General features: G+C 45.3%; 6 protein-coding genes and 2 pseudogenes. 7 read left to right on the forward strand and 1 reads right to left on the reverse strand.

From position 1 onward, the window contains the following. Positions 1–207: 207 nt before the first annotated feature. The 7 genes and pseudogenes from MHI27_RS07950 to MHI27_RS07980 all read left to right on the forward strand — a co-directional run. Positions 208–2,400, forward strand: a pseudogene (locus tag MHI27_RS07950) (glycoside hydrolase family 3 N-terminal domain-containing protein); the annotation flags it as partial. Between the two features lie 69 nt (positions 2,401–2,469). Continuing rightward, positions 2,470–5,178 (forward strand): annotated as a pseudogene (locus MHI27_RS07955) (glycoside hydrolase family 3 C-terminal domain-containing protein); the annotation flags it as partial. Positions 5,179–5,417: 239 nt separating this feature from the next. Continuing rightward, on the forward strand, positions 5,418–6,335 hold the full coding sequence (locus tag MHI27_RS07960) for a sugar-binding protein (protein WP_405175991.1): 918 nt from the start codon (positions 5,418–5,420) through the stop codon (positions 6,333–6,335). After that, the gene (locus tag MHI27_RS07965; protein ID WP_405175992.1) at positions 6,332–7,825 is read left to right on the forward strand and encodes a sensor histidine kinase; all 1,494 of its coding nucleotides are present in this window, start codon (positions 6,332–6,334) and stop codon (positions 7,823–7,825) included. The genes MHI27_RS07960 and MHI27_RS07965 overlap by 4 nt, the downstream gene beginning before the upstream one ends. After that, positions 7,818–9,377, forward strand: coding sequence for a response regulator (locus tag MHI27_RS07970; RefSeq protein ID WP_405175993.1), 1,560 nt, complete (start codon positions 7,818–7,820; stop codon positions 9,375–9,377). The genes MHI27_RS07965 and MHI27_RS07970 overlap by 8 nt, the downstream gene beginning before the upstream one ends. A gap of 48 nt (positions 9,378–9,425) precedes the next feature. Next, positions 9,426–10,718: an ABC transporter substrate-binding protein gene (locus MHI27_RS07975; protein WP_405175994.1), complete on the forward strand. Its 1,293-nt coding sequence runs from the start codon at positions 9,426–9,428 to the stop codon at positions 10,716–10,718. Between the two features lie 207 nt (positions 10,719–10,925). After that, positions 10,926–12,734: a peptidoglycan D,D-transpeptidase FtsI family protein gene (locus MHI27_RS07980; protein WP_405175995.1), complete on the forward strand. Its 1,809-nt coding sequence runs from the start codon at positions 10,926–10,928 to the stop codon at positions 12,732–12,734. On the opposite strand, the gene MHI27_RS07985 is transcribed toward MHI27_RS07980, so the two are convergent. Then, positions 12,695–13,885: an AI-2E family transporter gene (locus MHI27_RS07985; protein WP_405175996.1), complete on the reverse strand. Its 1,191-nt coding sequence runs from the start codon at positions 13,883–13,885 to the stop codon at positions 12,695–12,697. The genes MHI27_RS07980 and MHI27_RS07985 overlap by 40 nt on opposite strands. Positions 13,886–13,983 lie beyond the last annotated feature (98 nt).

The following is a 13,983-nucleotide window of genomic DNA, read 5'->3' on the forward strand; positions in this document are numbered from 1 at the left end:
GGTGGGAAAAATGTGACCAGTATCGTGGTACAAACTTCAGGTGTGATCATTGATGGTAAAGAGGTTGGCCAAGGAACAATTACTAATGATGGTAAAGATACTGCGGCTAAGCCAACCAGCAGTCCTGCTACTGGCGGCGGAGGGTCCGGGTCAGGCTCAAATAATGGAGGCAGTAGCACGAAATGGAGCCAAAGCGTTGTTGGTACGATTGGTACAGTGACCAATCCTGGTGGAGAGACCTTAGGATACTCAACACAATCAGGGGTAGCTCTGTTAACCGTAGATGGGTTAGCATTTAAAGATTTGAATAAAAACGGCAAGCTCGACAAATATGAGGATTGGCGTCTTAGCACAGAAGTAAGAGCTAAGGATCTTGCTTCGCAAATGTCTGTGGAGCAAATTGCCGGACTTATGCTGTACAGTGGTCATCAATCCATACCAGCAGCCTCAGCTTCGGGATTCCGTGGGGGAACTTATGGTGGAAAACCGCTGGCGGAAAGCGGTGCATTGGCATCCGATCTAACAGACCAACAGAAAGTATTCTTGACAGAAGATAACTTGCGGCATGTATTGATTACTACGGTTGAGAGCCCTGAGGTGGCTGCCCGTTGGAACAACAATGCCCAATCCTTAGTGGAGAAGATTGGGCTTGGTATTCCAGCTAATAACAGCTCGGACCCTCGTCATAGCACTGTAGCTAACGCAGAGTATAACGAAGGATCAGGTGGAGCGATCTCGATGTGGCCGCAGGCACTAGGTCTTGCTGCTTCCTTCGATGCCAATCTGACGAAGCAGTTCGGCGAAATTGCTTCTAAAGAGTACAGGGCGCTTGGCATCGCAACAGCTTTATCCCCTCAGGTGGATATGTCTTCGGAACCGCGCTGGACTCGTTTCAGCGGAACATTTGGTGAGGACTCTAAACTGTCTGCTGATATGGCAAGAGCCTATGTGGATGGTTTTCAGACTACACCGGGCAGCAGCGATGGATGGGGCAATGAGAGTGTGAATGCTATGGTCAAACATTGGCCAGGTGGGGGTTCCGGCGAGAGTGGCCGAGATGCACACTATGGGTATGGAAAGTATGCTGTTTATCCGGGAAATAACTTCGATGAGCATCTGATTCCTTTTACAAAAGGAGCATTTGACCTGGAAGGACCGACTGGAAAAGCCGCTGCAGTTATGCCGTATTATACAATCTCATTTAATCAGGATAAGGCGAATGGAGAGAATGTAGGGAACTCGTATAGTCCTTATGTAATCACCGATCTTTTACGGAACACGTATCATTACGACGGGGTAATCACAACAGACTGGGGAATCACAGGCGATGAAGGACCTGTTGAGTTATTTGGTAACCGCCCATGGGGTGTAGAAGAAAATTACACAGTTGCGGAACGTCACTATCGAATCATCATGGCCGGTGTCGACCAATTCGGTGGAAATAACGATTCCAAACCTATCATTGCAGCGTATCAAATAGGAATTGAGAAACAAGGCGAGAAGGTGATACGGACACGATTTGAAGAGTCAGCAGTACGACTACTTACTAATATTTTTAATGCAGGGCTATTTGAGAATCCATATCTTGATGTAGAGGAAACAAAAGCTACTGTGGGTAACAAGGAGTTTATGACAGAGGGTTATATGGCCCAGTTAAAGTCAGTCATTATGCTGAAAAACAAAGATAACCATGTACTTCCACTTAAAAAAGATGAGAAAGTTTATGTTCCAAAAACTTATGATGCAGCTACCAAATCGTATTCGTATCCTGTCAACATTGATCAGCTGAAGAAATACTTCAATGTGACGGATGATCCGGCTCAAGCTGACAGCGCGATTGTCTTTATCAAGAATCCGCAAACTGGCGCCGGCTACAGCAAAGCTGACGTAGATGCCGGAGGTAATGGGTATATCCCGATCAGCCTGCAGTATCGTCCATATACAGCGGAGTATGCACGTGAAACGAGTTTGGCTGGTGATGCAAGAGATGTATTGAACCGTTCTTACAAAGGAAAGAAGACTACGGCATCCAATGAGTCTGATTTGGATCTGGTGCTTGATACCAAAAAAGCAATGGGAGATAAACCAGTAGTCGTTTCCCTAACGATGTCTAATCCAACGATTGTTGCTGAATTCGAAGATCGTGCGGATGCGATTATTGCGAACTTTGGCATTCAGAATCAAGCGATCTTCGATATTCTGGTAGGTGCATATGAACCATCGGCCCTTCTGCCTATGCAAATGCCTAAAGACATGAAGACGGTAGAGGAGCAGTATGAGGATGTATCCCATGATATGAAAGTCTATGTAGATTCTGAAGGGAATGCTTATGACTTTGCCTTCGGGATGAACTGGAGCGGCGTAATTAACGATGCCCGGACAGCGAAATACAAAAAAGCTGTTGATCCCGGAACTGAACCTGAAGAAGGACTCGTTGCTGCTCCAACAGCTTCTATCCCGTCAGGAACTTATTATGGAGCTCAGACGGTAATGTTGACTGCTCCGAGTGGCGCAACCATCTTCTATACTACCGATGGATCTACACCTGCAGCATCAGTAATGAATACGACCAAGCAGTATAATTCACGGTCTGGAATCAGTATTACGGCCTCCTCAATAGTAAAGGCATTAACGGTTAAAGACGGCAAGACAAGTAAAGTTGCTGAATTCAATTATGTAATTGGAGCAGCATTGCCTACTGCTTTTCCAGAGCCTGGTGTATATAAGAGTGGCCCTAAGGTTACGCTCACCTCAACATCCGGCGCTACAATTTATTACACACTTGACGGCAGTACACCAACTGAAAACAGTACCGTATATCAAGGGCCCATTACAATTGTAGGTGCCGATAAAGAGACGGCTACAATTAAAGCCTTGGCAGTTAAAGCTGGTATCCCATCCAGTCCTATAGCTGAATTAAAATACACTATCGACGCAAGTCTGGTTGTACTGACAGATGAAGCATCCATTGATGCCGTTATTGGTGAAATGACGCTTAAGGAAAAAGCTTCGCTGGTTGTCGGTGCTGGTTCAGGCACGAAGGTAGCTGGAGCTGCTGGTGGTTCTTATGAGTTGCCACGTCTTGGGATTCCCAAGTTAATCATGGCAGATGGACCAGCGGGAGTCCGCATCAACACGAAACAGGGTGAAGCTACCACATTTGCTACAGGTTTCCCGATCGCCACTTCCATTGCAGCGACTTGGAATGAAGCCTTGGCTAACCAAGTAGGTAATGCGATGGGGAATGAGCTACTGGAGTATGGTGTGGATTTATATCTGGCTCCCGCGCTGAACATTCACCGCAATCCATTGGGGGGCAGAAACTTTGAGTATTATTCCGAAGATCCGCTCATCTCAGGAAAAATGACCGCTGCGATTACGAATGGGGTTCAGGCGAATGGGGTCGGAACGACAATTAAGCATTTTGCCGCGAATAATCAGGAAACGAACCGGATGTCCATTGACACGGTCGTTTCAGAGAGAGCACTGCGCGAAATCTACTTGAAAGGTTTCGAAATCGCAGTGGAAGAATCGCAGCCATGGTCTGTTATGAGCTCTTATAACAAAATCAATGGAACGTTTGCCTCCGAAAATAAAGATCTACTGAGTACAATTCTCCGCGATGAGTGGGGGTTCCAAGGTTTTGTAATGACGGACTGGGGTGGGGGCTCGAACCGGGCACAAAATATGATTGCAGGCAACGACCTCATCATGCCAGGAAATGCGGCAGCCATTTCAGCGATTACTAAAGCTGTGAACGATGGCGATCTGAGCTTAGAACAACTGGATGTTAACGTAAAAAGAATTTTGAAAGTCGTAGTGAAATCTCCATCCTTTAAGGGGAGCGGACACAGAAACAAACCTGATCTTGCTGCAAATGCAGTGACCTCTCGTCAAGCCGCAACAGAAGGTATGGTGCTGCTGGAGAATAAAGCTGAGGCGTTGCCTATCGCAGCAGGTACGAATATTGCCCTCTTCGGAAATGCTCAGATTGAAACCGTCAAAGGCGGAACAGGCAGCGGCGATGTCAATGTGGAGCATACTGTATCCATTGTGGAAGGGTTAAGTGACGCAGGCTACAGCGTATATGAACCTTTAAATGTCAGCTATCAAGAATATATTACAGAGCTAAGAAAGAAGCCGGAATACGGTCCAGTGAGCAGCTTTGGCGGCTTGGCCTATCCACCACTTCCGGAAAAGGTATTATCAGCGGATGAGATTAATTCAGCAGAAGCTTCTTCCGAGACAGGCATTATTGTAATCAGCAGAATATCTGGTGAAGGTTCAGACCGGAAAAATGCTGAGGGTGACTTTTTGTTGACAGCGACAGAGCTGGATATGATTGATAAGGTATCAACTGCTTACCATGAGCAAGGTAAGAAGGTCTCCGTGATTCTGAATATCGGCGGTCCGATTGAAATGATCTCCTGGAAAGATAAAGTGGATGCTATTCTCTTGGCTTGGCAGCCAGGACAGGAAGCAGGCCATGCGATTGCCGACGTATTATCCGGAGCTGTGAATCCATCGGGCAAGCTGCCAATGACTTTTCCTACAAGTTATGGTGTAGTTCCTTCCGCTAATAACTTTCCAGGAAATAGTGCGGAAGTGAAGTACGAGGAAGATATTTATGTGGGTTACCGTTACTATGATACGTTTGGCAAAAGCAGTGCGGTTGCCTATCCATTCGGATATGGCCTCTCCTATACAACCTTTGGCTACCGCGATCTTAAGATCAGTTCAGATGCTTTTGATTCTGCAGCGGGAAGTGTGACTGTAACCGTGGATGTATATAACAACGGTACAGTTGCAGGTAAAGAGGTAGTTCAGCTATATCTAAGCGCTCCGGGTGCCAATAAACCAGTTCAGGAATTGAAGGCTTTCCAAAAGACAGCGTTATTGAATGCAGGAGAGCATCAGACCCTAACGTTCACACTAAATAGTCTGGATCTGGCTTCCTTCGATGAGAGCAGCCATGCTTGGGTAGCTGATCCAGGTACTTATGCGGTTCGAATCGGTTCCTCTTCCGCAGGAGAGAAGCTGAATACGTACTTCCATTTGGAATCGCCAATGACAGTGAAAACCACCAACAGTGTACTGATTCCAGTCAAACCGCTAAATCTTTTGGTTCATCCGGTCATTGCCGATTACTCGCAAGAGGCTTTAACTGTTGCACCATAGTCTTTTCCCTTCGCAAGCAGGAATGACAAAGCTGCCTCAAGCTATAAGTAGCTTGGGGCAGTTTTTTTTGGAATCGGGAATTGACTATATTTACTATAGTATCTATTATTATTTTAATGTAAGCGCATTCTTATTAGCATAAACAATGCTAGAGGGGGAAGAACACCATAAATATACTTCGCCGACCTTTTTATATTTTCATGCTGCTCTTACTGTCCATTTCCCTATGTTTTACTGGCGTGTTTACTGGAAAAGTGTTGTATTACGATCATTTACTAGCCGAACGAAAGCCCGCGCAAAAGCCACTACTACATCTTGTCTTAATTTCGGAAGAATTGGATAATCCCTATTGGCGTGAAATTGAGAAAGGTGCTCAGAGAGCAGCAGCAGAGGAAGGGATTGCGCTTGAATATCTCGGACCCGTCCAAGCAGATAAGAGAGAGCAAATTCGAATCATAGATAAAGCTATTGCATCGAAGGTAGACGGAATATTGACACAAGGACTTAATGATAAGGAATTTAATCCCATCATTGCTGAAGCTGTTAAACAAGGTATCCCTGTCATTACTATTGATTCGGATGCACCATCTAGCGGGCGGATTGCCTATGTTGGCACTGATAACTACGCGGCTGGATATTTAGCTGGAACGACACTTGTTCAGCAATCGAAGGGTGTAGGTCAAGTTGGGATTGTGACCGGGAGCTTTACCTCTACGAATCAACAGCAGCGGGTTAAAGGTTTTATGGATGCAATTGATGGAGAGTCTGGTATCCATGTCGTACAAATTGAAGAATCAAACATTAATCGGATTCAGTCAGAAGTCATAGCTTTTAAAATCATGAATCAGCATCCAGAGATAGACACTTTTTTGGGTACAAGTTCTTTGGATGGATTGGGGATTGCCCAAATGCTGAAAGGTAAAAATCAGCAGGCGCGGATCATTGCTTTTGATGACTTACCGGAAACGCTTGAATTCATTGAAGAGGGCATCATAGATGCCTCTATAGTGCAGCAACCTTACATGATGGGACGAAAAAGTGTGGAACTGATGGTGGATTATCTAGCAGGGAAAAAGATTGTTACCATCTTTAATACGGATGCCAATGTGGTCCGCAAAGAGGAAATTTCCCGCGGAAAGGGGGACTTCGGGCCATGATTCGTATTAAAAGCAAGCTGATGATCTTTTTTAGTGCTTTTATAGTACTACTTAGTAGTGTTTTCGTCTTTCTTTACATAGATAATATCAATATGGCAAGGACATACGATCAAGTTCTGCACCGATTTTTTCTGCTTAATGAGCTATACCAGGATGCCACTGATGTTAATGATGCTATGAACCGGTATGTGCTCCGGAATCGAAGCGGCGATGAGACCCTGAAGCAGTATGAAACTGCCATTATGAAGCTTAATAACAAACAGGATTTACTAGTAAATATTCTACAAAATGATCATAATCAACTGCTCGTTGATAACTATAGCAATATGATAGACAGCTACATGACAGAGAGTCGGCAAAGCCTTATAGCTTTTGATCTAGGCAACCAGGATGCTTACTACGCACACTTAAAACAATCGGGTGAGATTACCCGATATATTCAAGAGACCACATTGACGATTATTAATAGCGAACTGACGGATTACCGGAATGTGTTTGAGCTGATTAGTCGAAAGAATGAGAACTTTAGATATTTAGGTGTTTTTGTTTTTAGTTCGGTAGCCATTTTGTGTATGATTTTTGCATATTGGTTCTCCAATGGAATTACGAAGCCCATACAGCAATTGACGGCTGCGGCGAATCGGATATCTCGCGGGAATTTCGAGGGGGAGGTTACGGTGAATACGCGTGATGAAATGCGCTTTCTCGCAACAACCTTTAATAATATGCGCTCTAACATCCGCGATCTCGTGGTTGAAATCAAACAGAACTCGGAACTCGATCAATTGGTTAAGAAAATGGAGCTGAAAAGTCTGCAAAATCAGATCAATCCACATTTCCTATTTAATACACTGAACATGGTTTCTAAAATGGCTTATGTCGAGAGCGCAGAAAGAACAAGCGAGTTGGTGGATTCCGTTTCGACCTTGCTGCGTTACAATCTGAAGAAGATGAATTATATTGTTCAGCTGCGTGATGAAGTGAATATTGTTAAAGAGTATTTGTTTATTCAAAGGATGCGTTTTGATGATAGAGTTGCGTTTACGGATGACATTGAGGAGCGAGCCTTGGATTGCTTGTTACCACCACTGACTTTGCAGCCCTTTATTGAGAACGCTTTCACTCATGGTGTGGAATCCTATGAACAGGGTGGGAAACTGCATCTGGCCATTTACGAGAGTGGTAATGATGTCATCGTAGAGGTACAGGATAATGGCGTTGGAATAGACCCGGAAACGATTGCTCGCTTGAGCGGAGATATTCCTTTTTCCGAACATACGCCCATAGATTCAGAGAAAGAAAGGGAGCCTGTGGGGAGCGCTGATTCGAACTCCAATGGAATTGCAATTCGAAATGTACAACGACGGCTGCAGCTTTTCTATCAAAGGAACGATGTAATCGAGATTATGTCCGAGCAGGGAAAGGGAACGACCATCAAACTGAGGCTAACGCGTGTGAATAATAGCAAGGAGGAGATCCTGCATGCTTAAGCTCCTGATTGTGGATGATGAACGTATTGAACGTAGTGCTCTCCGGATGATCATCGAGCGGTTTCTACCAGAGATTCGAGTAGTTGGTGAAGCCGAAAATGGTAGGGTAGCTGTAGAGCTCGCGGAACAACTACGGCCTGATGTCATCACTATGGATATCAAAATGCCGGGAATTGATGGTACGGAAGCTGTGTCCTTGATCCATAATAGGTTTCCAGCGATTCGTTTTATTATGATGTCTGCGTTCGATACGTTTGAATATGCACGTAAAGTCATGCGTTATGGTGTGAGGGAGTATTTGCTCAAGCCATATCGGAAGGATCAGATCGTGGAGGTCATCCGCACGATGTCCCATGAGATTGCACGAGAAAAAGAGGATAAACAAAGAACTAATGAGCTGGAGTCCAAATTTAAAGAGACATTATCACTAGTAGAGTCCGAATGGGTTAGTGCTATTTTGATGGATCGTATACAGGAAGTGCAGGTTAGAGATTGGAGCCATACCCTTGGTGTACCAGAATCTTCAGGATTCGCTATCGTATTTGTGATGTCAACGAAGGAGAAGGCATGGAGTGTTCAGGAACGAAGGGAGATATATTCTTGGCTTAGGCATCAGTGTAAGATTAGTTGCTTCTCTCTCGTAGGCCCGATGACAGGAGCTCGTATCCCGGTCTTCATGTTTCCGGATGCGAAATCCCGTTTGCCAATCCAGCATATTCATAATGCTAAGGATTTTGCGTCCAATCTGGCTAAATTTGCTTCCCGGCGTTTCCGTTCATTGCAGCTGTCTGTTGGAATCGGAGGTTTAGCAGCTTCTACTGATCAGTTGATAGGCTCTTATCACGAAGCGCTGTTATCAGCCAGTGCTCTTAATGAGGGGGAAAGCTCACAAGCACAAGAGGAATGGCTCTCAAATTCTGGTATGAGAGAGGCGGAACGAAGATTGCTTCGTTCTTTAGGTAGTGGACAGTTCCGAGAGATGGAGGAAGATTTCGAGTTTTGGGTAGCGGAACTTCGTCTCTTCTGTAGTGACGAGATCCAGGATATAAAGAGCGGACTACACCGATTATTTACTTTGGCTGATGAGACGCTTAGGGAGAGCGGGCTTGAGCCTTTGCCGCAGCTTAGCTTCGGAGAGGTGGAACAGGTAGAGCTGCTGGTAGAGCAAGCCCATTCAAGACTTTTCCTTCAGGCCCGAATGTTGAAGCATTGGTACGATAACAATTCGGCTAGCGCGATTCGTCGGGCTCAGACGTTTATTTCCGACCATTACAGGCGGGAGCTATCGCTTGAGGAGACGGCTGAACATGTAGGGCTGAACCCAAACTATTTTAGCAAAATATTTAGTGATCGCTGCGGCATAACCTTTATTGATTATTTAACTGGCCTGCGAATCAATAAAGCCAAAGAGCTGTTAGCCGATCCTGCGCAAGTGCTGAAAGAGATCAGTATAAGAATTGGATACCGTGATCCTAACTATTTCAGCAGAGTATTCAAAAAGACAACAGGAATGTCACCGACGGAATTTCGGCAATCCATTGGCAGACTGTAAGCAGAAAGTAAATGAATACAGCGGGAACTATAGGAAGGAAGAATCTCAATGAAAAGGTCGCTGATTAGTCTGGTATCCAACACGCTCATTGTCAGCTTGCTTTTATCCTCATGTATGAACTTAAGAGAAAAAGATTTGTCTGCATTTTTTCCAGATGAGGAGGCCATGCGATCTAGTGAACCGGTTAACAACATTCAGGAGGCAATAACGAGAAGCGAGGCGGAGTCGGATCATCCGCAGTTGGAAATCTTTAGCTGGTGGACAGGGGCCGGGGAAGAAGCAGGGTTAAAAGCTTTAATCAAGGTATTCAAAGAAAAGTATCCCGGCATTTATGTCTTTAATGCTGCCGTTGAAGGTGGTGCAGGGGGAAATGCCAAGGAAGTACTTGAACGGCGAATGAAGGATGGTGAACCGCCTGATACCTTTCAGGGAAGGAATATGCTCTGGGCAGCTGAAGGGCGAGTAGAGCCGTTAAATGATCTGTACGAAGAAGAAGGCTGGTATACAGTATTTCCTCCAGAGATCATCGATATGCTTAGTCTTGGGGATGACATTTATTATGTCCCACTTAACATTCACCGTCAAAATGTGCTCTGGTACAATAAATCCATCTTCGCTGATAACAACCTTCAAGTTCCATCGACATTCGATGAGTTTTTTAAGGTGGCTGATCAATTACAAAGAAAAGGCATCACACCGCTGGCTTTTGGAAACAAGGAACCGTGGATGGTTAGCGCTCTTTACACGAATGTCATGCTCGGAACACTGGGGGCCGAGGATTATAAAAAGCTAAGTAAAGGAGAAATCAATACTGACGATCCTCATGTAAAAGAAGGGATGGAGCGGTTCGCCAAGATGTTGACCTATGTGAATGCTGATCATGCTGAACGAAACTGGCAGGAAGCGGCTAAGCTCGTTGCTGAGGGAAAAGCGGCAATGAACATTATGGGCGATTGGGTGAATGGTTTTTTCACACATGATCTGGAGCTGAAGGACGGTGTGCAGTTTGGCTGGAACGCTTCACCAGGTACAAAAGGGATATTTAGATTCCAATTGGATGCTTTTGGATTGTCACGCGGTGCTGAGGATCGAGAGTCAGTTCGTGATTGGTTAAGGGTACTGGGATCTGCCGAAGGTCAGAATGCCTTTAATCCGCTTAAAGGTTCGATTCCAGCTAGGCAGGACGTTTCGATTTCGAATTATGACAGCTATAGCCGACAGGCCATGGAGGCATTCCGAAACAGTGCAAAGAACAAGGAGCTAGTATCTGATAGTAGGCTGCCCGCTTCTTTAGAAGCTGAAGCTTTTAAGAAAGCAAAGGAACTACAGTCTAATCCATAAACAATCCTTATATTTCCCGAGAAACGTTTCACACATACTTAATCCGAATATTTCTCCCACAAACACTTACCGTCCTTATAAGGATGGTAAGTGTTTGTGTTTGGAAAATAAATTATGGATTGTGATGTTGCAATGAACATTTTATGGCGATTCTAATGGATGTAGGTAGGACATAATAGGTGTGGAGTCTGCTCAGGAGGGAAGACATTGCGTAATAACAAACATCGGCGTGTATTCAGCGGTCTTCTTATTTTATCTGCGGCTGTAGCCGTGTTGATCCTTAGGCTGGCATGGGTTCAGCTAATTATGAAGGAACAGACGGTTCCTGGAACAAAATATACACTTGCGAAGATGGCGGAAATTCAAAGTGAACGGGAGACTGTACTGGACAGCGGTCGGGGACGTCTGTATGACCGCAAGAATGAGCCTCTTGCGGGGGAAACCATTTGGACGGCGGCTTTTTTTCCACAAGAGGAGATGGCTAAGAAATCTGTGACGAAGGTTGTTTACGAAGAAGCTAAACCCATGCACCGACTGGCGGAGATTCTGGGTGTCAGCTATGAACAACTGCTGAATAAGCGGTCGTCACTTAAAGAACCTTTGCTATGGCCATCTTCAGTGGGAAAAGGACCACTCGCGTTGTCACAGGCACAGGCAGAAGAAGTGAGTGCACTGGGGATCGACGGAGTAGGCGTGCTCCCTTTCGCACGCAGATATGATGGGATTTCTTCAGGTCGGCAATGGCTAGGCTATTTATCGGAAGCCACTATGCATGCTGGAGCTAAAGCTTCTCCTACGGGTCTTAGAGTTCCTATGACGGGAACGGACGGTTTAGAGAAGACATTAGAGCCTTTGCTTCAAGGGGTAGGACACACGGAAGCTTATGTTCAAGTGGATGCGCGTGGGAATCGCCTTCCAGGCAGTCCCATTCAAGTTAAAGCTCCGGGCAATCCTTATTTCCCTCTGTCGTTATATACAACGATTGATAAAAAGCTTCAGGAGGGAATTGAGGAGCTTGCGCTCAAATCCGGAATGAAGGAAGGAGCCATAGTGGTGTTAGATACCGGGACGGGAGATATTGAAGCCATGGTATCTTTACCCTTCTATAATCCAGAGAAGATATCTCCGCAAGGCGGGGAGTGGAACAATCGGGCACTCCAGGCTGCCGTTCCTGGATCGATCTTCAAAATCGTTACAGCCTCCGCGGCCTTAGAAGCGGGTGTAACCTCCGCTGATGAGCTTTTTTATTGTTCCGGGCAATTTGAGAAATATGGATTGTCTTGTCTGACAGGAAAAGGACACGGACCCCTTACGCTGGCGCAAGGATTCGCCGTGTCCTGTAATACTGTATTTGCTGCTCTGGCAGAGCGCTTAAGCGGTATCCAGCTTCAATCAACTGCACTGGCGCTAGGACTCGGTAGAGATATCAGCTGGCAAGCCGAGAAGACGCTTGGGTTTCCACTTCTAAAACCACTTTCGGGAGAGCAAAAGGGAACCATCTTTACTACCTTACTGCCGGATGACAAGGGAGCTAGGGTACAGACTGCAATTGGACAGCGGGATGTACAAGTCACACCCTTACAAGCAGCTAATCTTATTGTAACGCTACTGCATGGAGGTGAAGTAAGGGCACCAAGGATTCTGCAGCGAATCACATTTGCGAACGGGCAGAAGCTGGAGGAGCTGCCGGGACATCTGTCCCCTTCCTCAGCAGGGAGGATTTCTGAGTCTACAGCCCGCCAGTTACTGTCCATGATGCGCAAAGTTGTAACGGAAGGAACGGGAACCCGTCTACAAAGCACACACTGGCCTGTTGCAGGTAAATCTGGGACGGCACAGACGCTGGTTAAGGGCGTAGCACGCAACAATCAATGGTTTATCGGCTACGGTCCGGTGGATCACCCAAAATATGCTATATCAGTTGCAGTAGAGAATGTCGCTCCGGATAGTCCGAATCTCGCCATTAAACTGTTCGGTCAGATATTTGATTTATTATCGTCTTCTACAGAAGCTTGAGGCTCCGGAGGAGTAGCAGTGGTCTTGCCCTTAGATGAAGGGCCATTTGCAGCAAAGGGAGAAACGATAAACTCTTCTTGAGGCAAATAGATCCAACTCTGAAGATATCCTTGTTGAATTAGTTCTTTGATCAGAATAAGCAGAATCGGCGACAGGATCAGACCGGCCATACCGAAAGCGGATGTGGACAGAATGACGAAGGACAGCATCAGAAAAGCAGACGATACGCCAATCGAATTCCCGGTAATCTTCGGTTCAAGCAGCTGTCTTACAATCAATACAATCGCCAGGAGTACGATTAAACCGATTGCTAATGAGGTATTGCCAACAATAAACAGATAGATGATCCAAGGGACTAAAATCGTCGTTACACCAAGGAGCGGCAAGACATCAAATACAGCACAGATAAGCGCCATAGTGATTTCGTTACCGGTCCTTAGTATGAATAAGCCAACCAGTACGATAACAAAGGTAATGCTGATCAGAATAAGCTGGGCTTTTAAATAAGAGCCGATGGCTTTAAAGACGTTGCCTTGCAAAAAAGCGTAAGCAGTTTTAAATGTTTTTGGCATTTTGTCATGGGCAATCTTGCGCCAATCTTTAATCTCCATACTAAGGAAAAATGCTAAAATAATGGCTATCCCAAAATTGGCCATGAAGGAGGAAAAGGATCCGAGCACACCGACCATATATTTTAGAAAAGTAACAAGCCATCCAGTAAGAACATTCGTGGCATCTTTAAAGTAGCCATTCACTTTATCGGTAATATCCGGCGGCAAGCTTTCGATTTTTTGCTGAAGGTAGGTTGTGGATTCCACGAAATGTTGTTGCACCACATATGTATACTTAGGAAGATTATTTTGAAAGTGAAGCGCTTGGATGGTGACCAATAGCCCAGCGCCAAATAACGTACCCAGAAGAACGATTAAGAACAGAAGCACTGAGATCGCTGAAGCGAATGGTTTAGCAAGCCCCCGTCGGTTCAAGAAACGGGCAAGCGGTTCAATAAGCAAAAATACAAAAAAAGATAGGAATACAGGTGCAGCTAACTGATACAATTTACTGAAGGCGAACATAACCAGATAGACCGTGAGGACAATTAATCCAATGTCGAAGAACGTGCGCCAATATTTTTTGTATAACGGCAGCATAGATATAAACAACTCCCTTTTTTAATAAGTTGATAGGTCAGCTTGAATACATTGTACATGATTTTACCTAAAAACCGTCTATTTCTTTGATACATGTG

This window comes from Paenibacillus sp. FSL H8-0261 (assembly GCF_045040645.1).
Lineage (GTDB): Bacteria > Bacillota > Bacilli > Paenibacillales > Paenibacillaceae > Paenibacillus_AQ.

Excerpts from the sequence above, each read along its gene's own strand:
- MHI27_RS07975 (WP_405175994.1), top strand. The coding sequence starts at position 9,426 with ATGAAAAGGTCGCTGATTAGTCTGGTATCCAACACGCTCATTGTCAGC.
- MHI27_RS07965 (WP_405175992.1), top strand. The coding sequence starts at position 6,332 with ATGATTCGTATTAAAAGCAAGCTGATGATCTTTTTTAGTGCTTTTATA.
- MHI27_RS07985 (WP_405175996.1), bottom strand. The coding sequence starts at position 13,885 with ATGCTGCCGTTATACAAAAAATATTGGCGCACGTTCTTCGACATTGGA.
- MHI27_RS07970 (WP_405175993.1), top strand. The coding sequence starts at position 7,818 with ATGCTTAAGCTCCTGATTGTGGATGATGAACGTATTGAACGTAGTGCT.